The 24872-nt window shown below is 57.9% G+C and carries 24 protein-coding genes; 15 read left to right on the top strand and 9 right to left on the bottom strand.

The genetic code is table 11. The annotated features are described in order from the left end of the window. The first annotated feature begins 18 nt into the window (after window positions 1-18). Genes tsaE through trxA form a run of 6 tightly spaced genes read left to right on the top strand, consistent with a single transcriptional unit; the run spans window position 19 to window position 8833 of the window. Window positions 19-492 (top strand): tRNA (adenosine(37)-N6)-threonylcarbamoyltransferase complex ATPase subunit type 1 TsaE, encoded by a 474-nt coding sequence (tsaE, locus tag AC2FIZ_RS15450; protein WP_496690190.1) that lies wholly within the window; start codon window positions 19-21, stop codon window positions 490-492. Beyond that, the gene (locus AC2FIZ_RS15445; protein WP_496791297.1) at window positions 489-1493 is read left to right on the top strand and encodes an aminoglycoside phosphotransferase family protein; all 1005 of its coding nucleotides are present in this window, start codon (window positions 489-491) and stop codon (window positions 1491-1493) included. Before tsaE ends, AC2FIZ_RS15445 begins: the two co-directional genes overlap by 4 nt. Then, window positions 1490-2176, top strand: a complete 687-nt coding sequence (locus AC2FIZ_RS15440; RefSeq protein ID WP_496791296.1) for a nucleotidyltransferase family protein — start codon at window positions 1490-1492, stop codon at window positions 2174-2176. The genes AC2FIZ_RS15445 and AC2FIZ_RS15440 overlap by 4 nt, the downstream gene beginning before the upstream one ends. After that, complete coding sequence (gene addB / locus AC2FIZ_RS15435; protein ID WP_496690241.1) at window positions 2169-5096, top strand: double-strand break repair protein AddB; 2928 nt, start codon at window positions 2169-2171, stop codon at window positions 5094-5096. Before AC2FIZ_RS15440 ends, addB begins: the two co-directional genes overlap by 8 nt. After that, the gene (gene addA / locus AC2FIZ_RS15430; protein ID WP_496791295.1) at window positions 5093-8452 is read left to right on the top strand and encodes a double-strand break repair helicase AddA; all 3360 of its coding nucleotides are present in this window, start codon (window positions 5093-5095) and stop codon (window positions 8450-8452) included. Before addB ends, addA begins: the two co-directional genes overlap by 4 nt. A 60-nt stretch (window positions 8453-8512) precedes the next feature. Further along, the gene (gene trxA, locus AC2FIZ_RS15425; RefSeq protein ID WP_271950641.1) at window positions 8513-8833 is read left to right on the top strand and encodes a thioredoxin; all 321 of its coding nucleotides are present in this window, start codon (window positions 8513-8515) and stop codon (window positions 8831-8833) included. Window positions 8834-8999: 166 nt separating this feature from the next. Here the strand turns inward: trxA and AC2FIZ_RS15420 are convergent, their stop codons facing one another. Then, window positions 9000-9194 (bottom strand): DUF1127 domain-containing protein, encoded by a 195-nt coding sequence (locus tag AC2FIZ_RS15420; protein WP_142637449.1) that lies wholly within the window; start codon window positions 9192-9194, stop codon window positions 9000-9002. Between the two features lie 198 nt (window positions 9195-9392). Between AC2FIZ_RS15420 and hslV the strand changes: the two genes are divergently transcribed. Beyond that, entirely contained in the window at window positions 9393-9944 is a 552-nt protein-coding gene (gene hslV / locus AC2FIZ_RS15415; protein ID WP_142637447.1) for an ATP-dependent protease subunit HslV, read from the top strand. 14 nt (window positions 9945-9958) lie between these two features. On the opposite strand, the gene AC2FIZ_RS15410 is transcribed toward hslV, so the two are convergent. Further along, window positions 9959-11200 (bottom strand): MFS transporter, encoded by a 1242-nt coding sequence (locus AC2FIZ_RS15410; RefSeq protein ID WP_496791294.1) that lies wholly within the window; start codon window positions 11198-11200, stop codon window positions 9959-9961. A 180-nt stretch (window positions 11201-11380) separates the two neighbouring features. On the opposite strand from AC2FIZ_RS15410, the gene hslU reads away from it, so the two are divergent. From hslU to AC2FIZ_RS15395, 3 genes are all read left to right on the top strand, one after another. Then, a complete protein-coding gene (hslU, locus tag AC2FIZ_RS15405; protein ID WP_281995814.1) occupies window positions 11381-12688 on the top strand; it encodes an ATP-dependent protease ATPase subunit HslU in 1308 nt (435 codons plus the stop codon). Between the two features lie 97 nt (window positions 12689-12785). Beyond that, a complete protein-coding gene (locus AC2FIZ_RS15400) occupies window positions 12786-13880 on the top strand; it encodes an alpha/beta hydrolase (protein ID WP_142637442.1) in 1095 nt (364 codons plus the stop codon). Continuing rightward, window positions 13880-15097 (top strand): MFS transporter, encoded by a 1218-nt coding sequence (locus AC2FIZ_RS15395; protein WP_496791292.1) that lies wholly within the window; start codon window positions 13880-13882, stop codon window positions 15095-15097. The genes AC2FIZ_RS15400 and AC2FIZ_RS15395 overlap by 1 nt, the downstream gene beginning before the upstream one ends. Here the strand turns inward: AC2FIZ_RS15395 and AC2FIZ_RS15390 are convergent. Genes AC2FIZ_RS15390 through AC2FIZ_RS15380 form a run of 3 tightly spaced genes read right to left on the bottom strand, consistent with a single transcriptional unit; the run spans window position 15094 to window position 17371 of the window. Beyond that, on the bottom strand, window positions 15094-15681 hold the full coding sequence (locus AC2FIZ_RS15390; RefSeq protein ID WP_271950630.1) for a Smr/MutS family protein: 588 nt from the start codon (window positions 15679-15681) through the stop codon (window positions 15094-15096). The genes AC2FIZ_RS15395 and AC2FIZ_RS15390 overlap by 4 nt on opposite strands. Then, entirely contained in the window at window positions 15681-16715 is a 1035-nt protein-coding gene (gene mltA / locus AC2FIZ_RS15385; RefSeq protein ID WP_496791290.1) for a murein transglycosylase A, read from the bottom strand. Before mltA ends, AC2FIZ_RS15390 begins: the two co-directional genes overlap by 1 nt. Then, the gene (locus tag AC2FIZ_RS15380; RefSeq protein ID WP_142637434.1) at window positions 16712-17371 is read right to left on the bottom strand and encodes a Tim44/TimA family putative adaptor protein; all 660 of its coding nucleotides are present in this window, start codon (window positions 17369-17371) and stop codon (window positions 16712-16714) included. The genes mltA and AC2FIZ_RS15380 overlap by 4 nt, the downstream gene beginning before the upstream one ends. 108 nt (window positions 17372-17479) lie before the next feature. Here AC2FIZ_RS15380 and AC2FIZ_RS15375 point away from each other — a divergent pair, with 108 nt between their 5' ends. Together AC2FIZ_RS15375 and secB are read left to right on the top strand one after the other, a co-directional pair. Next, on the top strand, window positions 17480-17980 hold the full coding sequence (locus AC2FIZ_RS15375; RefSeq protein WP_142637432.1) for an FxsA family protein: 501 nt from the start codon (window positions 17480-17482) through the stop codon (window positions 17978-17980). 54 nt (window positions 17981-18034) lie between these two features. Next, the gene (gene secB, locus AC2FIZ_RS15370; RefSeq protein ID WP_142637430.1) at window positions 18035-18532 is read left to right on the top strand and encodes a protein-export chaperone SecB; all 498 of its coding nucleotides are present in this window, start codon (window positions 18035-18037) and stop codon (window positions 18530-18532) included. A gap of 26 nt (window positions 18533-18558) precedes the next feature. On the opposite strand, the gene dnaQ is transcribed toward secB, so the two are convergent. From dnaQ to AC2FIZ_RS15350, 4 genes are read right to left on the bottom strand one after another with little or no spacing between them, the layout of a single operon-like run. Then, window positions 18559-19281 (bottom strand): DNA polymerase III subunit epsilon, encoded by a 723-nt coding sequence (gene dnaQ / locus AC2FIZ_RS15365; protein ID WP_271950625.1) that lies wholly within the window; start codon window positions 19279-19281, stop codon window positions 18559-18561. Beyond that, complete coding sequence (coaE, locus tag AC2FIZ_RS15360) at window positions 19274-19867, bottom strand: dephospho-CoA kinase (RefSeq protein WP_281973384.1); 594 nt, start codon at window positions 19865-19867, stop codon at window positions 19274-19276. The genes dnaQ and coaE overlap by 8 nt, the downstream gene beginning before the upstream one ends. Further along, window positions 19864-20697, bottom strand: a complete 834-nt coding sequence (locus tag AC2FIZ_RS15355; RefSeq protein ID WP_281973385.1) for a shikimate dehydrogenase — start codon at window positions 20695-20697, stop codon at window positions 19864-19866. Before AC2FIZ_RS15355 ends, coaE begins: the two co-directional genes overlap by 4 nt. Continuing rightward, window positions 20694-21293, bottom strand: a complete 600-nt coding sequence (locus tag AC2FIZ_RS15350; RefSeq protein WP_281995845.1) for a Maf family protein — start codon at window positions 21291-21293, stop codon at window positions 20694-20696. Before AC2FIZ_RS15350 ends, AC2FIZ_RS15355 begins: the two co-directional genes overlap by 4 nt. Before the next feature lie 404 nt (window positions 21294-21697). On the opposite strand from AC2FIZ_RS15350, the gene AC2FIZ_RS15345 reads away from it, so the two are divergent. The 3 genes from AC2FIZ_RS15345 (at window position 21698) to mnmE (ending at window position 24861) form a co-directional block, all read left to right on the top strand. Beyond that, window positions 21698-22147 carry a CopD family protein gene (locus AC2FIZ_RS15345; protein ID WP_496791289.1) on the top strand — a complete coding sequence of 150 codons (450 nt, stop codon included), beginning with the start codon at window positions 21698-21700 and terminating at the stop codon, window positions 22145-22147. A gap of 124 nt (window positions 22148-22271) precedes the next feature. Further along, the gene (gene rho / locus AC2FIZ_RS15340) at window positions 22272-23543 is read left to right on the top strand and encodes a transcription termination factor Rho (protein ID WP_142637421.1); all 1272 of its coding nucleotides are present in this window, start codon (window positions 22272-22274) and stop codon (window positions 23541-23543) included. Between the two features lie 31 nt (window positions 23544-23574). Then, the gene (mnmE, locus tag AC2FIZ_RS15335; protein WP_496791288.1) at window positions 23575-24861 is read left to right on the top strand and encodes a tRNA uridine-5-carboxymethylaminomethyl(34) synthesis GTPase MnmE; all 1287 of its coding nucleotides are present in this window, start codon (window positions 23575-23577) and stop codon (window positions 24859-24861) included. Window positions 24862-24872 lie beyond the last annotated feature (11 nt).

Here is a 24872-nt window from a genome sequence, read left to right as displayed (position 1 = left end):
TGGGGCCATTGTGGCGCCATGACGTTACCACCCCTCAGGATCACCCTGAATTCGCCCGAAGATACGACAAATTTTGCCAGTCGGCTGGGCGCGATTCTGCATCCGGGCGACATCCTGCTGCTGCAGGGTGAGATCGGAACCGGTAAGACCCATTTCGCGCGCAGTCTGATCCAATCGCTGATGACCCGGCCCGAGGATGTGCCCTCGCCCACATTCACGCTGGTTCAGGTCTATGACACCCGTAAAGGTGAGATTTGGCACTGCGATCTATACCGGCTGAGCGCGGTGGAGGAAGTCGAAGAGCTTGGGCTGGCCGAAGCGATGGAGCAAGCGATCTGCCTGATTGAGTGGCCCGAGAAACTGGGCCCGCTGACACCCGGTTCTGCCCTGACGATGACATTTGAAACAGACCCGGACATGCTGGATATGCGCCACATCACCCTCACATGGACCGACGAAAAATGGGCTCAAAAACTGGAGGTCAGCGAATGACAAACCGCGCCGTCCTTGCCGAAGCTCTGATTTCACACACGCCGTGGTCCAAGGCCCGCCGAGAGCCTTTGGCGGGGGATGCCTCGAACCGCCGGTACGAGCGCCTGACCGACCCGGTCACGGGCAAGTCCGCTGTTCTGATGGATTCGCCCCCGGGCCAGGCGGAACCGGTCGAAGCCTTCGTACGGATGGCCCGGCATTTACAATCTATCGGGCTAAGCGCCCCACAGATCTACGCCGAAGACACGCAATATGGGTTTCTTCTTTTGGAAGACCTTGGCGATGACCTGTTCGCGCGGGTTCTGGTCAAACATCCCGATATGGAGCGGGAATTATACGAGGCGGCGACAGATGTTCTGATCACGTTGCACGAGGCCCCGACCCTGTCGCTGCAATCTTACGGCCCGGCACTGATGACCGAACTGGCGGCCTTATCCTTCACCAAATACGCCCAAGGGGTTCTTGACGATTATGACCAGGATGCGCAGGATCGGTTCGAACACCGATTTGCTGATATCCTGCATCAAGAAACATCCGGCACCAAAGTTGTTGTCCAAAGGGATTACCACGCGGAAAACCTGATCTGGCTCCCTGACCGCCAAGGGGTTGAGCGCGTTGGATTGCTGGATTTTCAGACCGCCATGCTGGGCCATCCTGCCTATGATCTGGTGTCTTTGCTCCAGGATGTGCGCCGCAATGTGACGCCGGGTACGGAAATGCGGATGGTCAGCCACTATATCTCGGCTACGGGCGTCAACGATCATGATTTCCGCAGTGCCTATGCCGTGCTGGGTGCCCAGCGAAATCTGCGGATTCTTGGTGTGTTTACCCGGCTTGCGACCGAGTATGGCAAACCCCATTATGTCGATTTTATCCCCGCCGCGTGGGGCCATCTGATGCGGGATCTGGATCACCCGGCGCTGGTGAATGTTGCCGACCTGCTGCGCGCGGCTCTACCCGCGCCGACACCCGAAAACCTGAACAGGCTCAGAAAGAGATGACCCAGCCCCCCAATGCCGTCATGCTGTTCGCAGCCGGGTTCGGCACCCGCATGGGCACCCTGACCCTGAACCGCCCCAAGCCGCTGATCGAGGTAGCCGGGCGCCCGTTGATCGACCACGCGCTTGATTTGGTTGACGCGCTTGGGTCGGTTCGCAAAGTGGCCAACCTGCACTATCTGCCGGATCAGCTTGAGGCGCATTTGGCACCGAAAGGCGTACTTGTTTCACACGAACAGCCCGACATTCTGGATACTGGGGGCGGATTACGGGCAGCTTTGCCCTTATTAGGGTCTGATTCAGTGTTCACGTTGAATTCAGATGCCATTTGGTCCGGCCTGAACCCGCTGACAATGCTGCGGGCCGCCTGGAACCCTGATTTGATGGACGCATTGCTAATGTGCATCCCGACCGCGCAGGCGATTGGTCATGCCGGCGCCGGAGACTTTACTGCTGATGAAACGGGCCGGATTACCCGCGGCCCCGGATTGATCTACGGAGGCGCGCAGATCATGAAGACGGAAGGGCTGGTCGAAATTCCAGACAAGGTGTTTTCGCTGAACCTGCTTTGGGATCGGATGCAAAAGAAAGACCGGCTGTTTGCCCTAACCTATCCCGGCCGCTGGTGCGATGTTGGCCATCCGGAAGGGATCGCCCTTGCTGAAGGTCTGTTGGCGGATGTTTGACCCCTCACCCCTGCCCCGCGTCTTTGCCGTACCTCCGGGTGTGGATTTTCCAAAGACGCTGGTCCGGGGGTTGAGAAATCGCTGTGCCGCTCTTCCGCCCGAGGCTTTGGCCCGAGTGGAGCTGGTTGTTAACACGCGGCGTATGGCTCGCAGGGTGCGTGAGCTATTCGACCAGGGCCCTGCCTGTTTGTTGCCGCGCCTTTCACTGGTGACTGATCTGGGTGAAAGCGTGAATCTGGCGCAGATACCACCCGCAATACCGCCCCTGCGACGGCGGCTGGAATTGACGCAGCTGGTCTCGAAGCTGCTGGATCAACAACCGGATCTGGCGGCGCGCTCGTCTTTGTTTGACCTGTCAGACAGTCTGGCCGCATTGATAGATGAGATGCAGGGCGAAGGCGTTTCACCCGAAGCGATCCGGCGGCTGGATGTCACCGACATGTCCGGGCATTGGGCCCGCGCGCAGGCGTTTATCGGGATTGCGGATCAGTTCATCGACACAGAAGACGACATCCTGGACACGCAGGCCCGGCAGCGCCGCGTGGTCGAGAACCTAATCAAACATTGGCGAGTGGATCCACCTCAGCACCCGGTCATTCTTGCCGGCTCGACGGGGTCACGGGGAACGACACTGATGCTGATGCAAGCCGTTGCCTGCCTGCCGCAGGGCGCTTTGATCCTGCCGGGTTTTGACTTTGACCAGCCCGATCAGGTCTGGGCTCAGCTGGATGCGGCGTTAACCTCTGAGGATCACCCGCAATACCGGTTCCGAAAACTCATGAACCAGCTTGGGCAGAGCCCGGATCAAATCACAGCCTGGACCCAGGACAATCCACCCTCACCCGCCCGTAACAGGCTGATATCGCTTGCGTTACGCCCTGCCCCTATCACGGATGCGTGGATGTCCGAAGGCCCGCAACTGACCGATCTGCATGGTGCAACCAAGGACCTGACCCTGGTCGAGGCGCAGTCCCCTCGGGCCGAGGCCTTGGCCATAGCGCTCCGCTTGCGAGAGGCGGCTGAAACCGGCCAGACCGCCGCTCTGATCACCCCCGACCGCATGCTGACCCGTCAGGTCAGCGCTGCGCTGGACCGGTGGGACATCCTGCCCGATGACAGTGCTGGCCTGCCGCTGCAACTGTCCCCGCCCGGACGGTTCCTGCGCCATGTCGCGGCCCTGTTCGCGCGTCGATTGGACGGCGAAGCGCTGTTGACCCTGCTGAAACATCCGCTCTGCCATGACGGGGGCGAGCGTGGCTCTCATCTGTTGCACGCCCGCGATCTGGAACTGGACCTGCGCCGCCACGGGCCGCCATTTCCGGATGCCGCCAGCCTGACGGCATTTGCCATCCGCAAAGAGATGCCCGAAGGTTGGGTCCATTGGTTGGTGCAGCATTTCTGCGACCAGCAAATTGCTGATGAGTTGCCACTGGCGGATTGGGTTGATCGCCTCTGCGGGTTGGCTCAGGCCATTGCCGCCGGTCACACTGACGATCCCGGTACTTTGTGGGACAAGAACGCCGGTCAAAAGGCCCTGGCGGTTGTGACCGAGCTGCGAAATGAGGCTCAGCATGGCGGCACCATGACCGCCCATGACTTTGCCGATCTGCTGGGTGCTTTGCTGGCCGGAGAAGAGGTCCGCGACCGCGACGCGCCACACCCCCGGATCATGATCTGGGGCACGCTCGAGGCCCGGGTGCAGGGCGCCGATTTGCTAATCCTTGGCGGTTTGAACGAGGGCAGCTGGCCCGAGGCGCCCGCGCCTGATCCCTGGTTGAACAGGCAGATGCGCGATAAGGCCGGGCTGTTACTGCCAGAGCGGCGCATTGGCCTGTCGGCACATGACTTTCAGCAGGCTATCGGCGCGCCCGAGGTCTGGCTGACCCGGTCGACCCGGTCCGACGATGCCGAAACCGTTCCTTCCCGCTGGTTGAATCGGTTAACCAACCTGTTGAGTGGCCTGGCAGAACAGGGTGGCCAAACCGCCCTGGCAGAAATGCGCGGCCGAGGGCGGCAATATCTGGGGTGGTCCGAACAACTAGAATACGCTCCAGAAATCAAGGCGGCACCGCGCCCATCTCCGCGCCCTCCGGTCGGGTCGCGCCCGCGCCGCCTGAGCGTCACAGAGATCAAGCGCCTGATCCGTGATCCTTATGCGATCTACGCCAAACATGTGCTGCGGTTGAAACCACTGGACCCTTTGGTTCAGGCCCCGGATGCGCTGCTGCGCGGGATCGTGATCCACGAGATTTTGGAGCAATTCGTCAAGGACAGCGTGCTGGACACGGCCTTGCTGACGCGCGAAAGCTTTTTGAAACGCGCCGAAAGCCTGCTGGTCCAGCATGTCCCATGGCCCACAGCGCGCAAATTATGGCTCGCGCGGCTGGAACGGATTGCGGATGATTTCCTGCGGGCCGAGACCACCAGGCGCAGCGATGGTGGGCCTGTGGCTTTTGAGGCCGCGATGAAGCTGGCGCTCAGTCCGCTGGATTTCACCATAGTCGGGCGCGCCGACCGGATTGACCTGAACAGCCGCGGAGCGCTGCGGCTGGTCGATTATAAAACCGGTGCGCCTCCGACCGAAAGTCAGCAGGCCAAGTTTGACAAACAGTTGCTGATCGAAGCCGCAATAGCCGAGCAGGGCGGGATCGAAGGGTTTGACCCGCTGCCTGTGGCCGAAGCAATTTTTATCGGCATGGGCGGCACCTATAAAGAGGTGCCCGCGCCTCTGACCAAAGAGCCGGTCGACAAGGTCCTGGCTGAGCTGAAACAGCTGCTTTCCTCTTATTTAGAGCCTGATCAAGGCTTCACCTCGCGCCGCATGCTGCACAAGGATACCGATATCGGGGACTATGATCATCTGGCACGTTTCGGAGAGTGGGACCGAACCAGCAACAGCGCCCCCGAGGACCTGAAATGAGCGCCCGCAACGACGCAACCGAACGACAGGTGCAGGCCGCACGACCCGATGCCTCGACTTGGCTGGCGGCCAATGCAGGATCTGGCAAAACGCGGGTTCTGACCGACCGGGTGGCACGGCTGTTGCTGGACGGGGTGCAGCCGCAACACATCCTGTGCCTGACCTACACCAAGGCCGCCGCCAGCGAGATGCAAAACCGGTTGTTCAAACGCCTCGGTGAGTGGGCCATGCTGGGGGATGCTCCACTTTTGGCCCAGCTGACCGATTTGGGTGTTCAGGGTGCGATTGACCCGGACCGTCTGGCACAGGCCCGCACATTGTTTGCCCGCGCGATCGAAACGCCCGGCGGACTGAAGATTCAGACCATCCACTCTTTCTGCGCCTCGCTGCTGCGCCGTTTCCCACTTGAGGCCGGGGTCAGCCCGCAATTCACCGAGATGGAAGATCGGGCCGCCGCCTTGTTGCGCGAAGAAATCGTTGAGGATTTTGCCCAAGGGCCGATGGCCAATCTGATCGGCGATGTCGCCCGTTTTGTGACTGACACAGGGTTCGACAAACTGACCGCCGCCATCACGCAAAAGCGCAATCTGTTTGCGCAGGCCGTCGATTGGTCGCAGGTTTTGCAGCAATTCAATCTGCCCGCCGGCTTTGACGAACAGCTCTTGCTGGGTCAGGTGTTTTTGGGGGGTGAGGTCGATCTTATTCGCAGCGTCCTGCCCGCACTGACCGAAAGCGGCGGGAACAACGCCAAGGCAGCCACCAGGCTTGCGGCCTTCACCCGCGCCGAAATCGGTGCGCTGCCGGTGCTTGAAGATGTATTTCTGACCGGAAAGGCGGCCAAGGACCCATTTATCGCCAAGATTAACGCTTTCCCGACCAAACCCCTGCGCGAAGGTGTTCTGGCGGGTCAGATGCCACAGCTAGAGGCGTTGATGCTGCGCATCGAAGCCGCGCGTGAACAGCGGCTTGCACTGGTTGCAGCCCGCAAAACGCTGGCGCTTCATCGGTTCGCATTGGCCTTTCTGCCAGAATATGAGCGGCGCAAGCAACTGCGCGGCTGGCTGGACTTTGACGACCTGATCTTGCGCGCCCGAAACGTACTGAACGACCCGGCGGTAGCGTCTTGGGTATTGTACCGGCTGGATGGCGGGATTGACCACATTCTTGTGGATGAGGCCCAGGATACCAGCCCGGACCAATGGGACGTCGTCGAAAAGTTGGCGCAGGAATTCACCAGCGGGGAGGGGGCCCGGTCCGGGATTGAGCGCACTATTTTCGTGGTGGGTGACAAGAAACAATCGATCTATTCCTTCCAGGGGGCCGACCCTCAGGCCTTTGACAGGATGCAGGCCGAATTTGGGCGGAAACTGGAAGAATCAGGCTCTAAACTGTGGGATTCTACGCTGGAGTACTCGTTCCGCTCCTCCAGCGCCATTCTGTCTCTGGTCGATATTCTGTTCGAAAACCATGCCGAGGCCGGGTTTCACAAAGAAAGCCAGCACCGCGCCTTCAAGTCCGATCTGCCAGGGCGCGTCGACCTATGGCCGGTGGTCGAAAAAGTCAAAGACGAGGAAGATACCGAATGGACCGACCCGGTGGACCGCCCTGGTGCGCGCCACCATACCGTTGTTCTGGCCGAGCAGGTTGCACAGTCGATCAGGGATATGATCGAACAGGGGGAAACCATCCCCGAAGATGGCGAGGTACCGGGCAGTTTCGTCCGGCGAAAGGTACAGCCGGGGGATTTTCTGATCCTCGTCCAGCGCCGCTCGGACCTGTTTGCTGAGATCATCCGCGCCTGCAAGGCTGCCGAACTGCCGATTGCAGGGGCTGACCGGTTGAAGGTCGGAGCCGAGCTTGCGGTCAAGGACCTGGCGGCTCTGCTGAGCTTTTTGGCCACGCCCGAGGACAGCTTGTCGCTGGCCACGGTACTGAAATCGCCTCTGTTTGGCTGGTCCGAACAGCGGCTTTTTGATCTGGCACATCGGCGACAAGAGCAATTCCTTTGGGCAGCGCTGCGAAATCGGGCCGAGGAGTTTCCCGAGACGCTAGCCATTCTGAATGACCTACGCAGCCAAATCGACTTTCTGCGCCCATATGACCTGATCGAGCGGATTCTGACCCGTCATCACGGGCGGCGCCTGCTGTTGGGTCGGCTGGGCCCCGAGGCCGAAGACGGCATCAACGCGCTGTTGTCGCAGGCGCTGGCCTATGAACGTACCGACATTCCCAGCCTGACCGGATTTTTGGTCTGGATGCAGACCGACGATCTGGAAATCAAACGGCAGATGAGCGGTGTCGGAAACATGATCCGCGTGATGACCGTGCATGGATCAAAAGGGCTGGAGGCGCCCATCGTGATCCTGCCCGATACCGGAAAACGGCAAGCACCGCGCGATGCCGAGATCATGGTGACGGATGCTAAGCCACTATGGAAAGTACCGGCAGACGCGTCCCCGGCGCTGATCGCGCAGGCGCGAGCCGAAGCGCGCGAACGGGAAGAGAATGAACGGTTGCGCCTGTTATACGTGGCGCTGACCCGTGCAGAGAAGTGGCTAATCGTAAGTGCGGCAGGGGATGTCGGCAAGGACGGAACCAGTTGGTATCAACTGGTTCAGGCGGCTATGGCGCGGGCAGGGGCAACAGCTCTGCCCAACAGTGAGATCCTGCGCTTGTCGCACGGAGATTGGCATGGTCCGGAATTTATCGAACACACAGGCGCTGTTCATGCCCACAGCGAATTGCCGCCGACCTTCCTGAATTCCGCCCCCGCCATTGATGCGGCGCCGGAAACCCTCAGCCCGTCTGATCTGGGCGGGGCCAAGGCCTTGCCCGGGGATATGGGCCAGGATGAAGAGGCCGCCAAGCTGCGCGGCACCCGCCTGCACCTGCTGCTGGAGCATTTGCCGCGGGTCCTTCCTGAGAACTGGCCGCAGCTTTGCGCACGGGTTCTTCCCGATATGCGTGAGGCCGAGCGGCAAGGATTGCTGGCCGAGGCGCAAAATGTGTTGACGGCGGATCACCTGAAGGCCGTGTTCGCCCCCGATACCTTGGCCGAAGTCCCGGTAACGGCCGATCTGGGAGGGCGGCGTATCCATGGTGTCATTGATCGGGTGATCGTCACCAAAACGGACGTCCAGGTAATTGATTTTAAATCGAATATGACAGTGCCAGACAATGCAGCATCCTGCCCCGAAGGACTGCTGCGGCAGATGGGTGCCTATGCTGATTCATTGTCGCAGATCTATCCGGACCGCGAAGTCAGAACTGCAATTCTGTGGACCCGAACAGCCCAGCTGATGTGGCTGCCACACGATCTGGTGAAAGCTGCGCTAACCCGTGCGCTGACGCCTTGACCTTGGCATACCCGACACCTAGTTTCAGTGACCAAGCATTCCCCATTCAGGAGACAGAATATGTCGACCGTAGCTGTTACCGACGATACTTTTGACGCCGAAGTCAAGAATTCCGACATCCCCGTAGTTGTCGATTTCTGGGCCGAATGGTGTGGCCCCTGTAAACAGATCGGACCCGCTCTGGAAGAGTTGGCGGCTGAATATGGCGACAAGGTCAAGATCGCCAAGGTCGATGTAGACAGCAACCCGAACTCTGCCGCCGCCATGGGCGTACGTGGCATCCCGGCGCTGTTCATCTTCAAGGATGGTCAGGTCGTTTCGAACCGCGCAGGCGCCGCGCCGAAAGCCGCGCTGCAAAGCTGGATCGAAGAAGCGCTCTGATCCGGTTCGGGAAACAACGTTTGAAGGCGCCTTATTCGGGGCGCCTTTTTTCGTATCTGGGGCAAAGCGCTTCCGCCTGAATTGTCTGACTGGAAAAAGCTGCGCAGAAAAAGAAAAAGCCGCCCAGACCCGGGCGGCTTATCTTGAATTCACGAATTCTCGTGGATCAGAGGGTGGTGATATCCGCGCGGCACAGGCCGATATCGTCCAGCTGTTCATCACTGAGAGCCGACAGGGCATTGCGGGTTTTGCGGGATTCATTCCAATCGGCGGCTTTTTCAAAAGCGCCAAAAAACGCGTCCACTACATGCAGGATGGTAGCTGCTCCGAGCGGCGCATGGATATTTGCGGTAGTTGCCATTTGCGCATTCCTTATAAACAGAAACAGCCGACCCGTTGTCGGTTGTGAGCCTCATGTAGGATTTTCAACTGAGTCCCACAATTGCTGGTTTTACAGCCCCGATTTGCGTTTTTTGCATATCTTATAAGCAAGTTGTGAACTGTTGCGCTGCGGATGAGACCAGCCCATATAGAACAGCAGGCGAAAACGGAGGCCCCCATGGCAGACAGCGACTTTCCCGGTTGGCACGGCACAACCATTATTGGCGTCAAAAAAGGCGGGCAGGTGGTCATTGCCGGGGACGGGCAAGTCAGCTTGGGCCAGACCGTGATCAAAGGGACCGCGCGCAAGGTACGCCGCCTGTCACCCGGCGGGTTCGAGGTTGTCGCAGGCTTCGCCGGATCAACCGCCGATGCCTTTACCCTGCTGGAACGTCTGGAAACCAAGCTTGAGGCCACACCCGGCCAACTGGCCCGCGCCTCGGTCGAGCTGGCCAAGGACTGGCGCACCGACAAATACCTGCAAAAGCTTGAGGCGATGCTGATCGTCACTGATGGCAAGGATCTGCTGGTGATTACCGGGGCAGGGGATGTGCTGGAGCCGGAACACAACGTGGCTGCCATCGGATCGGGTGGCAATTTTGCCCTGGCAGCGGCGCGCGCGATGATGGATGGCGACAAACCGGCGGAACAAGTCGCCCGCGAAGCCATGGCCATCGCCGCCGATATCTGCGTCTATACCAATGGCAATCTCACGGTTGAGACGATCTAAGACGCTGAACTGTCTCAGGCCAACAGCTCTCGGATCTCTTTGCCTTTCCACCGCTTATGCATCCCGACCAGCCCCAACAGGGCGGTCAGGATCACGATGTAATAGGGCAGGCGGATGTCGATACTCATCAACCCGCCGCCGATCAGGGACATGACGCCCCCGGCCAAACAGAAGACAGCCGTGGTCACCCCCATGACCCAGCCTTGATCGGTGTCGCTGACACTGGAGGAAAACAGGCCCAGCAGTGTCGGGTATGAGACGCCAAAGAAGAAATAGAAGAAAAAGACCGGGACATAGCTCAGCACACCGCTGGGGCTGAAGGCGAAACCTAGGCCGCTGATCACCATCACAACCAGTGAGACATAGATGATCTGGTGTTTGCTGAACCGTTCCTGCGCAGGTTTGACCAGGAAGGTGCTGGAAAAGGCCAGCGCAACCCCAATGACGACCATGGCCATGCTGCCGCCGATGACCCCGTATCCAAATGCGCTGGTCAGGAAGTTGTCGACAAACACATAGAAGGTCACATTGGCGATCATGAACAGGCCATAGACCGGCATGATTTTCAGAACCATCGGATGTTCGCGCACCGCTATCAGGCTGTCGGTGATATCGCGGGGGCGAAAGACAAAGGGCTCACGCTCGGTCCGGGTATCCTTGAAATACGCGGCGACAAGGAAAATGGCGATCAATACCAGAACAAAGGCGCCGTAGAATGGCGTTTTCAGCGTCGCCGCGCTGCCCAGCAGGGCCGATTCCGACAGGACCGCGCCAATAATGGGACCGCCAACCAGGCCAAAGCTGACACCTGTCACGATATAGCCCATGTTGCGGTCGCGGTCAGCGGCATCGGTGCTGCCGTCAATCATTGCCGCCTGCGCGATAGGCTGGTTGCCAGCCGTAAACCCGGTGATCGACCGGCCGACAATCAACAGCAGCAGGCTGTTGAAATACAGCGCGGCGATGGTCAGCGCATAACCTATCAATGCCCCTCCCAGACACACTAGCAGCGCGTTCTTGCGACCAATGGAATCTGAAACCTTAGAGACATAGACCACGCCCAGAAACCAGGACAGAAAGAAACAGCCAATCACCAAGCCGTAGTAGAAATGCCGGGTGCCCATGGCCGTGTTTTCAGGCAGGAACCCCGATTTCGTCTCCATGATCAATGAGTTGATGATCGGAAAGACCAACCCTTGCCCGATCAGGTCGACAAACACGACAAACAGCAGGGTGATCTTGGCAATCTTGGTCATTTCCGCGCTCCAGGCCCTCAACGCTTTGAAATCACTGTACCAGAGGCCGGGCGCTTTACCTATGGAAAGCATTTGCAAACCGGGTGGGGCGTTGCTAACCAACGCTGCCGCTGTTGTTTTCGCCGTTGCGGTGATTACCTAGACCGCAGCCAACTTATGCCGACCGAAAGGACTGCCCCCGTGACCGACCTGACCCCGCGCGAGATTGTCTCGGAACTGGATCGCTTTATCATCGGGCAGAAGGATGCCAAGCGCGCGGTCGCCGTGGCGCTGCGTAATCGCTGGCGGCGCAAGCAACTGGCTGATGACATCCGGGATGAGGTTTATCCCAAGAATATCCTGATGATCGGCCCCACCGGCGTTGGCAAGACTGAGATCAGCCGGCGTTTGGCCAAGTTGGCCCGCGCACCCTTCATCAAGGTCGAGGCCACCAAATTCACCGAGGTTGGATATGTTGGCCGCGATGTGGAACAGATCGTGCGTGATCTGGCCGATGCCGCGATCCTGCAGACCCGTGAATTCATGCGTGAGGACGTCAAAGCCAAGGCCCATCAGGCCGCCGAAGACCGGGTGATTACTGCCATTGCCGGGGAAGACGCACGTGAGGGCACCCGCGAGATGTTCCGCAAAAAGCTCAAATCCGGAGAGCTGGACGACACAGTGATCGAGCTGGAACTGACGGATACCTCAAGCCAGATGCCGATGTTCGATATCCCTGGCCAACCGGGCAGTCAGATGGGGATGATGAATCTGGGCGATATTTTCGGCAAGGCCTTTGGCGGGCGCACCGTCAAGAAACGCCTGACCGTCGCCGAAAGCTATGACATGCTGATCGGGGAAGAGGCCGACAAACTGTTGGATGACGAAACCGTAAACCGCGCGGCGCTGGAATCGGTTGAACAGAACGGCATCGTGTTTCTTGACGAGATCGACAAGGTTTGCGCCCGTTCGGACGCACGCGGCGGTGATGTCAGCCGCGAGGGGGTGCAGCGTGACCTGTTGCCTCTGATCGAAGGCACAACCGTCTCCACCAAGCATGGGCCGGTCAAAACCGACCACATTCTTTTCATTGCCTCTGGCGCGTTTCATATTGCCAAACCGTCCGACCTGTTGCCGGAACTGCAGGGGCGCCTGCCGATCCGTGTCGAGCTGCGCGCACTGACCGAAGAGGATTTCGTCCGCATCCTGACCGAGACAGACAACGCGCTGACCCGCCAGTACACTGCCTTGATGGGCACCGAGGATGTCACGATCAGCTTTACCGAGGACGGCATCGCGGCCCTGGCGAAAATCGCAGCGGATGTGAACCAAAGCGTCGAGAATATCGGCGCACGTCGGCTTTACACCGTGATGGAGCGCGTATTCGAGGAATTGTCTTTCACAGCCCCCGATCAGGCCGGTTTGGAAATCACCGTGAATGCACAGTTCGTTGACGACAATCTTGGTGAGCTGACAAAGTCTACGGACCTCAGCCGTTACGTTCTGTAATATCTCCAGCCGGTTTTTGCCGGTCCGCGTCATTGACCCCGCTGGACCTGGGATCAGAATAGAGTAGCGTGTGCGCAAATTCCTTAGGGGGCGACAGGTGCTGCGCTATATTATTTTTGTCCTGACTGCGGCAACGCTTGCCGCATGTGTCGACCGGACCGTATCTCAAACCGTGCCCTCGGCACTGGACATTGGCACGCCCAAAACCATTTACGCAGCAACCACCCGCGCGCGCGAAGCGGACGGATCCTATGGGTACCGCCGCAGCGATCAGCTGCAATTTCTCGAGATGACGGTCTCGATTCCACCCAATCACACACCCGGGACATTGGATTTTTCCTATGCCGACCCGGACCCGGAAAATCAGTTCGTGATGGCTGATGAAGACGAGCTTGCCGGACCCCAGGGCCTTGCCTCGCGACTAAGAGGTGTGGACGAGGTTTCGATCTTTATCCACGGCTATAACACGACCCAGTCGGAAACAGTGTTCCGCGCCGCGCAGTTGGAACATGATCTGGAAATACCGGGTGAAACCATGGTCTATTCCTGGCCAAGCCAGGCAACGGGTTATGGCTATGCCTATGACATCGACAGCATGCTGTTCGCCCGTGATGGTCTGGAACAAACTGTTCGCCAGCTGAAATCAATGGGGGTCGATCGGGTTATCCTTGTGGCGCATTCCATGGGCACCGCCCTGACGATGGAGATGATGCGGCAGGCCGAGCTGCGCGAACCGGGCTGGTCGCATCGGAATATCGAAGGGGTTGTTCTGATCGCACCGGATCTGGATGTCGATCTGTTCCGGTCGCAGATGGACAGCATCAAAACGCTGCCTGACCCGTTCATTGTGATGATCTCACGCAAAGACAGGCTGCTGAGTATATCCGCACGCCTGCGCGGTACCGCCAAAAGCGAACGTCTGGGAAATATCAGCTCGGCCGATGCGCTGTCCGAATATAAGATCAGTATTCTGGATACGACCGCCTTCAACAGCGATGCCGGGTCGTCTCATTTCGTGGCTGCTACCTCTCCGGCGCTTTTGGCGATTATCAATTCCGCCCGCCGGGTCAGCAGTACCTTTGGCAGGCAACGCGGGATTGACGTGATCGCCCCCGCCGAGGTCCGCAACCCGACCGGGGCGACCGAGATTGAGCTGACCGAGACCGGGCAGGCCAAGGTCAGCTCTCCGTAATGTCCTTTCACCTGGGGCATTATCTGAAAGCAAATGCCTCATGGCTTGGCGCCGGAGTTCTGCTGACTTTTCTGTCCTGTTTTGGGCAAACGTTCTTCATCTCGATCTTTTCCGGCGAAATTCGTGCGGCGTTCGGGCTGAGCCATGGGGCCTGGGGTGGGATCTATTCGCTGGGTACAACCGCATCCGCCATCATCATGATCTGGGCGGGTGGACTTACGGATATCTTCCGGGTGCGTGTGCTCGGCCCCGCAGTTCTGGCTGGGCTAGCCGTGGCGGCGCTAGCGATGGCGTTGAACCGCTGGCTGATCCTGCTACCGCTGGTGATCTTCCTGTTGCGCCTGTTCGGGCAGGGGATGAGCACCCATCTGGCCTTGGTCGCGATGGCCCGCTGGTTCACCGCAACGCGTGGCAGGGCCTTGTCGATCGCCTCGGTCGGATTTGCGGTTGGCGAAGCGCTTTTGCCGGTAATCTTTGTCGCTGCGATGGTGTTTTTGGATTGGCGCCTGCTCTGGATCATCTCGGCAGGTATTTGTGTGGCCGGCATTCCGATTCTGCTGCGCTTGCTTCGGCAAGAGCGCACACCGCAAAGTCTGGCCAGCGAGTACTCGGCGGCAGGTATGCAGGGGCGGCACTGGACACGCACCGACGCTTTGCTGAACCCGTTGTTCTGGTTCATGGCCCCCGCTTTGCTGGGTCCTTCTGCCTTTATTACCGCCTTCTTCTTTCATCAGGTCCACCTGGCCGAGGTTAAAGGCTGGCAACATATCGAGTTGGTGGCGCTGTTTCCCGTCTACACAGGTGTTTCCCTGATCTCGATGTTTGTCGCGGGATGGGCGCTGGATAAATGGGGAACCGCCCGGATGATGCCCTTTTATCAGGTACCGATAGCTATCGGGTTCATGTTGGCGTCTGCAAGCACCTCCATTGGGGGTGCGGTTGCTGCATTGGTCTTTCTGGGGCTTACCGTCGGCGCAAACAGCACCTTGCCCAGCGCGTTCTGGGCGGAATTCTATGGAACCCGTCATATTGGCGCGATCAAGGCCATGGCCACTGCGGTCATGGTCCTTGGGTCGGCGATTGGCCCCGGACTGACCGGCGTGTTGATTGATCAGGGGGTTCCGCTGGACACGCAGTTCCTGTGGATCGGCGTCTTCTTTTTGCTGGTATGTCTGCTGACCTGGATTGGCATCAGCCGCGCCGCACGCACGCTTTAGCGACTGCGGCGCAGATAGACGTAATAGGCCCCGTCGCCACCATGGCTGATATGCGCGGGCGTCACCTGCATCACAGCCTGTGCCAAGGGCGGCAGTGACAGCCATTGCGGTACCTGATTGCGCAAGACGCCGCGCGGAGTGGGGATGGGGCCGGGCTCATCCCGATCCTTGCCCTTTCCGGTCACCACCAGAACCAGACGCTTGCCCGAAGCCTGCGCGGTTAGCACAAAGCGCACCAGCGCCGGATAGGCCGTGTCCATCCGCAAGCCATGCAAGTCCAACTTGCCCTCGGGCCGGAGCTTGCCACGTTTCATCCGGGCAAAAGCCTTGCTGTCCATTTGCACCGGGTTGGCGCGTAACCCTTCGGTAACGGATGGTTTCAACACATGCCGTACACCCCTGCCAGCCGCGTTCTGCCCGACTTCAAACGCCTCGATCCGGGGCTTAAATGTCTTTGTCGGTTTCGGCTTGGGCAATGAGGTGGGGTGCACCGACTGCGGCAGTTCGGGATGCAGGCGATCTGCCTGTTTGGTCACCTTGCGCCACAGATCCATTTCGTCAGGGGTCAATTTGCGGCGCGACATCAGAACTCGTCCGGTAAAAGAGCATATGCGCGCTGAATCGGCAGCAGAACCACCATGCGACCCGGATCTTTCAGGCGCCCCGCTGCGGCCCCTGCGGCATCGCCGGTTCCAAAGAAAATATCAGCCCGTTGTGCGCCCTTGATGGCCGACCCGGTATCCTGAGCGATCATCAGCCTGCGCAAAGGGTCCTTGCCGTCCTTTTCGACCCAGACTGGAGCACCCAGCGGTGTGTATGCCGGATCGGCGGCAATGCTGCGCATGGTAGTGACCGAACGGTTCATCGCACCCAGAGGGCCAAATTCCGGTTCAACACGATTCACCTCGCGGAAGAACACATAAGACGGGTTGTGAAACAGCAATTCGGTACCCGCCTCGGGATTCTTGCGGACCCAGGATTTGATCATCTGCGCACTGACCTGATGCGCACCTAGGGCACCGCGCCGGATCAGTTCGGACCCGATCGAACGATAAGGATGCCCATTGGCGCCCCCATAACCGACCCGCAGCGCCCTCCCATCGGGCAACCGGATACGGCCTGAGCCCTGAATCTGCAGAAAGAACAGCTCGACTGGGTCGTCCACCCAGGCGATTTCAAGACCGCGGCCCTGCATGACATCACCGGTCAGCAGATCGCGACGGGATAACCATTTTTCGGCTCCGCGCGCCTCAGGAGGCATTTTATAGATCGGGTATTTATACCGCTCCGATCTGGTTTTGGACCCGTCCAGTTCGGGTTCAAAATAGCCTGTGAACAAGCCATCCTTCCCGTCTTCGACCAGAACGGGACGGAAGAACAGCTCAAAAAATGACCGGGCCGCATCGGGCTTATAGGTGCGCGCCACGCCGCACAGTGCCTGCCAGTCCGGATCATCCAGATCACCGCACGTGTTCAGAAAAACCGAAAGGGCCGCCCCGTGATCATCGGCGGCCCAACCATTCAGGTCATCATAGGACAGTATGGATCGTGTCACCTCGGCGCTGGCGGAGGTGGTCATGACAGCCACCAGGAAAAGCGACCGAAACGCTTCAATCATGCGTCCGTGGCAACAAGCAGCCAGTTCGGATCGTCCGAGCCCATAACGCGGGCAAAGGTCCAGCTGTCCTTTTGACGTTTAACCGTGTTTGGGTTGCCCTCGATGATATCGCCACCACGATCCCGCACGGCCGAAGTCAGCTCACCAACAAATTTCATGGTGATTTCGGCCTGGTTGGTATCCTTGTCAAAGCTCACATCTGCCAGTGTGGTTTCGCGCACACCGATAAATTCGGCCTCGATGGTCAGCCCCTGATCCTCGCGCGCGGCAACGACCGAAACAAAGGTTTCAAATACCTCTTCCGACAGGAAGGGCTGGATTTCATCCAGATTGCCCTTTTCGAACCCCATGACGATCATCTCATAAGCGCCGCGAGAGCCCTGAACAAATTCACCCACCGAAAAGCCCGGCTCGATCCGTTTCATAGCGGATAGGGTCTGCGCCTGTTCGCTGTCCTCGGGCACGTGATCGGTAATGTCGTGATCTGGCCCACCCTCAATCACCTCAAAATCACGGCGCGACTTATTGGCTTCGGACTGTTGTTGAAGCGGGGGTTTCTCAAAACCCTCACGTGTACCCAGTACGCTTTTCAGGCGCAGGATCAGGAAAACGGCAATTCCGGCCAGGACCAGCAACTGGATCATTGGTTCGTTCATTTCATCCTCTTGGTCAGACCGCGACTTTGTATACACGGCCTCTTGCCACTATGTAGGTGACAGTTCGGGACAAGTCTACCGCCCGACCTGCAGTAAAGGATAATGCAAATGTACCTGTTCCTGGCTTTTTTACTTGTTCCGATCATCGAAATCGGCCTGTTCATTCAGGTTGGTGGGCTAATCGGACTGTGGCCAACCCTTGCGATCGTGGTTCTAACGGCCGTTCTGGGTACCGCTTTGGTGCGGACACAAGGTCGCATGGCGCTGGAAAACCTGCAACGATCCTTTGCAGAGCTTGACGACCCGACCGAACCTTTGGCCCATGGCGCGATGATCTTGCTGTCTGGTGTCTTGCTGCTGACACCGGGGTTTTTCACCGATGCCGTTGGATTTGCGCTGTTAATCCCTGGCGTCCGGGTCTCTGTATTCCGTTATCTCCGCTCGAAGGTCACAATCACGCAGTTTCAGATGGGCGGCGGGACGCAGTTCAGGACCGGGCCCCAAGCATCGACCCAGGGCGATGTGGTCGACGGTGAATACACCGAGGTTCGTCCCCGTCAGAACCCGTCAAAGCCATCGAAATGGGTCGAAGGGCCGCACCAGCATTGAGGTGCCTCGCCCAACTTGCTAAGCAGTGGCGAATTTCAGTTTCGGAGTAGACCCATGGCCGAAGACGGCGCCCAAGAAAACACCGCGGCCCAGACCGCACCCCAGATCCAGATGCGCGTTCTGGGACAATTCATTCGCGATATGTCCTTTGAAAACGTGATGGCGCAAAAAGGCGTGTCTGGCGATGTCCAGCCCGAGATCGCGGTTCAGGTCAATCTGGACGCCAAAAAGCGCCCGGCTGAGCATCAATACGAGGTGTCGATCAAGCTGAACCTCAAATCCAAAGCCAAGGGCATGGAAGACATCCTGTTCCTGTGCGAGCTGGATTATTGCGGCCTGTTCCATGTGGAAGGTGTCGCCGAAGACCAGCTGCATCCGTTCCTGATGATCGAATGCCCGCGCATGCTGTTCCCGTTCCTGCGCCGCATCGTCAGCGACATCACGCGCGATGGAGGATACCCGCCGGTTAACCTGGACAATATTGATTTTGTCAGCCTGTACCGGAATGAATTGATGCGTCGCCAAGCCGAGACGCAAAAGACTCAGGCCTAATCAGCCCTCCCCGCGCCGGAGTGATCTCAGGCGCGGGACCAAAGGGCGTTTTCGCCCAGTTTATCAATAAATTTCTCATGCGCCGCGCGTTCGTCTTGGGTGATCCGGGACGGCAAGGCATCTTTGCGCGGCGATGGCCGCCACTCTTCTGCTCCGCCAACCGAAGAAGACGCAGAGGTCGACAGCCCGAAATCTGGCTGACGTCCGCCGATCAGCTCAAGATAGACCTCAGCGAGAATTTCAGAGTCGAGCAACGCCCCGTGCAAGACCCGGTTCGAGTTGTCTATGTTGAACCGCCGGCACAACGCATCCAGCGAGGCGGGCGAGCCCGGAAACCGTTTGCGCGCAATCGCCAGCGTATCCAGCGCCTGATCCATCGGGATCGGCGGCAGACCCATCCAGCCCAGCTCGGCATTCAGGAACTTCATGTCGAATGACGCATTGTGGATCACCAGTTTCGAGTCAGCGACAAAATCCCGAAACCCCTGACCAACCTTGGCAAAAACCGGCTTGTCCTTCAGCGTGACCTGACCTTTTTCCACCGGCCGGGGCGGTTCCAGCAGGTCCGGGCCAATGCCATGCACGCCAAACGCCTCTTCGGGCATGAACCGTTGGGGGTTGATATAGACGTGATAGGTCTCGCCCGTGGCCACATGATTCCAAAGCTCAACCGCACCGATTTCCACAATCCGGTCGCCGCTTTCAGGATCAAAGCCTGTGGTTTCTGTATCGAGTACGATCTCACGCATCTGTCAGCCCTACCCGTATCTGTCTGACCACATCCTGCACTTGCGCGCGGGCGTGGTCCAGACTGTCCGTGACGATCACAAAATCAGACCGCGCGCATTTTTCGTCATTCGGCATCTGCTTGGCTTTGATCTGCTCGAACTGCGCCTCGGTCATGGTACCGCGCGCCATCACGCGGCGTTTCTGCTCGTCAGCCGGGACCGAGACACAGGCGACCGCATCCATCGCCGCATCTCCACCGGTTTCAAAAAGCAGCGGAATATCGAAAACAAGAATATCTGCGGTGGCTTGTTCCCGGAACACCGCTCGATCCGCCGCCACCAGCGGGTGAACAATGGCCTCAATCGCTTTCAGCGCCGCTGGGTCTGCCGAAATGAACCGTTTCAATACTTCCCGGCTAACCGCGCCGTCGATAATGGCCTCAGGAAACGCCCTACGCATCGGCTTGATCGCTGTCCCGCCACGCGCGTATAGCCGATGCACGGCGGCATCTGCGTCCCACAACGCACAGCCTTCGTCGACGAACATGCTGGCAGTTGTGCTTTTTCCCATGCCGATAGAACCGGTCAGGCCAAGTGCAAAGCTCATCCCAGCACCGCAGCACGCAAATCAGAAGTGACTTCAGGGCGCACCCCAAACCAGCTTTCAAATCCAGGTACGGCCTGATGCAGCAACATGCCAAGGCCATCTACGGGTGTGCATCCCGCCTGTTCTGCTGTTTCCAGCAAGCGTGTCTTAAGTGGCGCATAGACCAGATCGGTGACAATGGCACCGGGCTGTAACCCGTCCAGAGGCACCCGCAGCTCGGGCTGGCCGTGCATCCCAAGCGAACTTGTGTTGACCACAAGTTCCGCATCTTCAACCACGTTGCCCGCTTTCAACCAATCCACCACCGTTATGGTCGTGCCAAACTCTTCCTTCAGGCGATCTGCACGTGAGCGCGTCCGGTTGGTCAACAAAATCTCGGGCACACCTGCATCGACCAACGCTTGAAGAACAGCACGCGCGGCACCTCCGGCACCAAAGACAACCGCGGGACCATCCGCTGGAATCCAATCTGGGGCGCCGCTGCGCAGGTTCTGCATGAACCCGTACCCATCGGTGTTATCCGCATGGATCGAACCGTCGGGCTGAAACACAAGCGTATTAGCAGCCCCGATCTGCCTGGCCCGGTTCGAAGCCGTATCCGCCAGATCCAAGGCTACCTCTTTATGGGGCACTGTGATGTTGGCCCCGACAAATCCGGCTTTGGGCAAGGTTCGTAGAACAGCCTCAAGATCATCCGGTGCGACATCCATGGGGATATAGTGACCGGCCAGGCCATAAGTTTTCAGCCAATGGCCATGCAGTATTGGGGATTTCGAATGGGAAATCGGATGCCCGATCACACCCGCCAGCGGGATCTGCTTGCCACTCATTGATCAATCACCCCTTTGACCGCCAGAAAATTCAACAGCTCCAATAGGGGCATACCCAAAACGTTAAAATAGTCACCGTCAATGGTTGCGAACAGCCGCACGCCTTCTTCCTCAAGCTTATAAGCCCCGACAGCGTGGCGGATGCTGTCCCAGTTGCGCGCAACATAATCGCGCAGATAGGCGTCCGAACTCATCCTCATCCGCAAGCGCACCTGACCTACATGTCGCCAGATCGGCCCGCCATTCTGATAGATGACGGCTGCGGATAACAGCATATGCCGCTTGCCCCGCATCGCTTTGAGCTGCGCCAGCGCATCCTCGGGCGATTGCGGTTTGGACAAAAGCTGACCTTCGAAATCCAGCACCTGATCACATCCCAGAACCATCGGCCCCGGCACCTTGTCGCTGACCTTGCGGGCTTTCATCTCTGCCAGAGTATCGGCAATATCACGTGGAGATGCCTCTTCGGCCAGCAAAGCCCGTTTGGCGGTCTCTTCGTCCACGCGTGCAGTTTGAACGGTAAACCGCACGCCCGCATTCTCTAGCAACTGCGCGCGAATGGATGACCCCGAGGCCAATATGATGGGGACAGAAATGTGGAAAACCCCCTGAGCAAATGGTTGATCGTTCAAGGATGGTTTGTATGGTTTTCCTGTTGACACGCAAGCCCGGTGTTTTCGCGAAAAACTTCTATGAGTCGCCCGAACCCTGTCCAGTCTGGACAAGGATAACTTTGAACATCGGGACAAGCGGGATATCCCAGCTTATTCATCAAGTTATCCCCTGAATTCTACGTCCTATATAATCATAACATATTGTTTTATTGTTGTTTTTTATGAAATCAACAGAATTACCCAGTTCTCGGGTGAAACTATCCACTTGGGGAAAACAGATGGGTAAATAAGTAATCCACGGAATTTGATCACCCTACAAAACCATCATCCTTTCTCTTTTCCAATTTTTTTTATAGGGAGAGATCCAAACCACGCCCGGAGCTGGAATGACTGATCTTCTTTTCGCCATCTATCCTTGGGCGAAGTCCCTGCACATCATGGCCGTAATCTCTTGGATGGCCGGTTTGTTCTATCTGCCTAGATTGTACGTCTATCACGTAGAAAAAGCCCAAGGCGTTGACGGGGCGCAGGAGATCTTCTTTGAAATGGAAGAAAAGCTGCTGCGGGTGATCATGCGCCCGGCGATGTACGTGGCCTGGGCCTGCGGCCTGATCATGGTACTCACTCCAGGCATAGTCGGCTGGGATTTTGCCTGGCCCTGGGTCAAAGGCGCAGCAGTGATTGCGATGACTTGGTTCCACTACTGGCTGATGGAACGTCGAAAGGACTTCTTAGAGGGCCGAAATACGCTCACTGGGTGGCAGTATCGCATGATGAACGAGGTGCCTACCATTTTGATGGTTATCATCGTTCTGGCGGTCGTTCTGAAGTTCTGAGCAGCTATTTGACTCTTTGTAGGTAAGCGCTTATTTATCGCGTAACACGCCCGTCCGGGCGGCGTATCTTCCGTATTGAAATTCCAGTCCGAGCCGCATCCATGCGGCCAAGGTTCTTATCATCATGTCTAATGAATCCCTCAATCTGGCCGATCTGAAAGCCAAAAGCCCCAAAGACCTTCTGGCGATGGCCGAAGAGCTTGAGATCGAAAACGCCTCGACCATGCGAAAAGGCGAGATGATGTTCCAGATTCTGCGCGAACGCGCAGATGAAGGCTGGACCGTGGGCGGCGATGGCGTACTTGAGGTTCTGCAAGATGGGTTCGGGTTCCTGCGTTCGCCCGAGGCGAACTATTTGCCTGGTCCTGATGATATCTATGTCTCGCCAGAAATGATCCGTCAGCATTCGTTGCGCACCGGTGATACGGTCGAAGGTGATATCAAGGCGCCGGACGAGAACGAACGGTATTTCGCACTGATCAAGGTCACCAAGATCAATTTCGAAGATCCCGAGAAAGCCAGGCATAAAGTTGCTTTCGACAACCTGACACCGCTTTATCCGGATGAGCGCCTGAAGATGGAGGTCGAAGACCCAACCATCAAGGACAAGTCCGCCCGTGTCATCGATCTGGTTTCGCCGATCGGTAAAGGTCAGCGGTCGTTGATTGTGGCACCGCCACGGACCGGTAAGACGGTGATCCTGCAGAATATTGCGAACTCGATCGAAAAGAACCACCCTGAGTGCTATCTGATCGTCCTACTGATCGACGAGCGGCCGGAAGAGGTGACTGACATGCAGCGTTCGGTGAAGGGCGAGGTCGTGTCGTCGACTTTTGACGAACCCGCCACCCGCCACGTTGCCGTATCTGAGATGGTTATCGAAAAAGCCAAGCGTTTGGTCGAGCATAAACGAGATGTTGTTATTCTTCTCGACTCGATCACAAGACTTGGTAGGGCATTTAATACCGTGGTTCCCTCCTCGGGTAAGGTTCTGACCGGCGGTGTGGATGCAAACGCTCTGCAACGGCCTAAGCGATTCTTTGGTGCGGCACGGAATATCGAAGAAGGCGGCTCGCTGACCATCATCGCCACTGCGCTGATTGATACCGGCAGCCGGATGGACGAAGTCATCTTCGAAGAATTCAAAGGCACCGGTAACTCGGAAATTGTTCTGGATCGTAAGATCGCAGATAAGCGCGTGTTCCCGGCTATCGACATCCTCAAATCCGGTACGCGGAAAGAGGATTTGCTGGTCGATAAGGGTGATCTGGCCAAGACCTTTGTTCTGCGCCGTATCCTGAACCCGATGGGCACTACCGATGCGATCGAGTTCCTGTTGTCCAAGTTGAAACAGACCAAGACAAATGGCGAGTTCTTCGATTCGATGAACACCTGACACAGGTCCTGGACGCAAGCGAGGCGGTCGAATGGATACGATATTCGCCTTGGCCAGCGCGCAAGGCAAGGCAGGGGTGGCGGTCATCCGTCTCTCGGGCCCCTTGGCGCATCCTGCCGCGGCTGCTCTTTCCGGTGCTGCTTTGCCCTCCCGCGGGATGCGGGTGCGCAGCCTGTATGGCAAAGACGGATCGCGCGTGGATGATGGGGTAGTTCTGACCTTCCAGGCCCCGGCCAGCTTTACTGGCGAAGACGTGGCAGAGCTACAGATTCACGGCAGTACAGCGGCTGTCAACGCCGTCATGCGCTGCCTTGCGGACATGGACGGTTTGCGCCTGGCCGATCCCGGGGAATTCACCCGCCGTGCCTTGGAAAACGGCAAAATGGATTTGACACAGGTCGAGGGCCTTGCCGATCTGATCGACGCTGAGACAGAAGCTCAACGCAAGCAAGCACAGATCATTCTGGCCGGAGAGCTTGGGAATTTGGCTGAACGCTGGCGGCGCGATTTGATCCGCGCCGCATCGCTGCTTGAGGCAGTGATTGATTTTGCCGATGAAGAGGTGCCAACCGATGTTACCCCTGAAGTACGCCAGTTGATCACAGATGTCATTGCAGATTTACAACGTGAAGCTGAAGGGGTTCGTATTGCAGAACGCATTCGAACCGGGTTCGAGGTTGCGATTGTTGGCTTGCCAAATGCCGGAAAGTCGACATTGCTGAATGCTCTGGCCGGTCGCGATGCAGCGATCACGTCGGAATATGCCGGCACAACGCGCGATGTGATTGAAGTTCGAATGGACCTTGAGGGACTTCCCGTTACTTTGTTGGATACAGCGGGCTTGCGGGAAACCGACGATCACGTCGAAAGCCTGGGAATTGAGCGGGCCAAAAAGCGCGCCGAGGCCGCCGATCTGCGCGTATTTCTGACTGATGATCCAAAAGAGCTGGGCGTTCAGATGTTGGAAGGAGATATTCAGGTTCTTCCGAAGTCCGATCTGAGAAACAGTTCTGATGAAGGAATCTCAGGGAAAACCGGGCAGGGTGTGGATCGGTTGATTTCCAACATATCGCGTGTTTTGGGTGATCGTACTACTACCCATGGTATCGCCACGCGTGAAAGGCATCGTATAGCGCTGATCACAGCGCGCGACGCACTTAGTGCTGCAATCGCTGTTCTGGAATCAGGTCCCGACCTGTATGATATTGCAGCCGAGGAACTGAGGACCGCGATCCGCGCTTTGGAAGCTCTGGTTGGCAGAATTGGTGTAGAAGACTTGTTGGATGAAATATTCTCAAGCTTCTGCCTGGGAAAGTAAGGAGTGTTTCA

It is taken from the genome of Ruegeria sp. CDSB022 (genome assembly GCF_059611145.1).
This window is presented reverse-complemented; position numbering and strand designations above follow the sequence as displayed.

Excerpts from the sequence above, each read along its gene's own strand:
- tsaE (WP_496690190.1), top strand. The coding sequence starts at position 19 with ATGACGTTACCACCCCTCAGGATCACCCTGAATTCGCCCGAAGATACG.
- AC2FIZ_RS15445 (WP_496791297.1), top strand. The coding sequence starts at position 489 with ATGACAAACCGCGCCGTCCTTGCCGAAGCTCTGATTTCACACACGCCG.
- AC2FIZ_RS15440 (WP_496791296.1), top strand. The coding sequence starts at position 1,490 with ATGACCCAGCCCCCCAATGCCGTCATGCTGTTCGCAGCCGGGTTCGGC.
- addB (WP_496690241.1), top strand. The coding sequence starts at position 2,169 with ATGTTTGACCCCTCACCCCTGCCCCGCGTCTTTGCCGTACCTCCGGGT.
- addA (WP_496791295.1), top strand. The coding sequence starts at position 5,093 with ATGAGCGCCCGCAACGACGCAACCGAACGACAGGTGCAGGCCGCACGA.
- trxA (WP_271950641.1), top strand. The coding sequence starts at position 8,513 with ATGTCGACCGTAGCTGTTACCGACGATACTTTTGACGCCGAAGTCAAG.
- AC2FIZ_RS15420 (WP_142637449.1), bottom strand. The coding sequence starts at position 9,194 with ATGGCAACTACCGCAAATATCCATGCGCCGCTCGGAGCAGCTACCATC.
- hslV (WP_142637447.1), top strand. The coding sequence starts at position 9,393 with ATGGCAGACAGCGACTTTCCCGGTTGGCACGGCACAACCATTATTGGC.
- AC2FIZ_RS15410 (WP_496791294.1), bottom strand. The coding sequence starts at position 11,200 with ATGACCAAGATTGCCAAGATCACCCTGCTGTTTGTCGTGTTTGTCGAC.
- AC2FIZ_RS15395 (WP_496791292.1), top strand. The coding sequence starts at position 13,880 with ATGTCCTTTCACCTGGGGCATTATCTGAAAGCAAATGCCTCATGGCTT.
- AC2FIZ_RS15390 (WP_271950630.1), bottom strand. The coding sequence starts at position 15,681 with ATGTCGCGCCGCAAATTGACCCCTGACGAAATGGATCTGTGGCGCAAG.
- mltA (WP_496791290.1), bottom strand. The coding sequence starts at position 16,715 with ATGATTGAAGCGTTTCGGTCGCTTTTCCTGGTGGCTGTCATGACCACC.
- AC2FIZ_RS15380 (WP_142637434.1), bottom strand. The coding sequence starts at position 17,371 with ATGAACGAACCAATGATCCAGTTGCTGGTCCTGGCCGGAATTGCCGTT.
- AC2FIZ_RS15375 (WP_142637432.1), top strand. The coding sequence starts at position 17,480 with ATGTACCTGTTCCTGGCTTTTTTACTTGTTCCGATCATCGAAATCGGC.
- secB (WP_142637430.1), top strand. The coding sequence starts at position 18,035 with ATGGCCGAAGACGGCGCCCAAGAAAACACCGCGGCCCAGACCGCACCC.
- dnaQ (WP_271950625.1), bottom strand. The coding sequence starts at position 19,281 with ATGCGTGAGATCGTACTCGATACAGAAACCACAGGCTTTGATCCTGAA.
- coaE (WP_281973384.1), bottom strand. The coding sequence starts at position 19,867 with ATGAGCTTTGCACTTGGCCTGACCGGTTCTATCGGCATGGGAAAAAGC.
- AC2FIZ_RS15355 (WP_281973385.1), bottom strand. The coding sequence starts at position 20,697 with ATGAGTGGCAAGCAGATCCCGCTGGCGGGTGTGATCGGGCATCCGATT.
- AC2FIZ_RS15345 (WP_496791289.1), top strand. The coding sequence starts at position 21,698 with ATGACTGATCTTCTTTTCGCCATCTATCCTTGGGCGAAGTCCCTGCAC.
- rho (WP_142637421.1), top strand. The coding sequence starts at position 22,272 with ATGTCTAATGAATCCCTCAATCTGGCCGATCTGAAAGCCAAAAGCCCC.
- mnmE (WP_496791288.1), top strand. The coding sequence starts at position 23,575 with ATGGATACGATATTCGCCTTGGCCAGCGCGCAAGGCAAGGCAGGGGTG.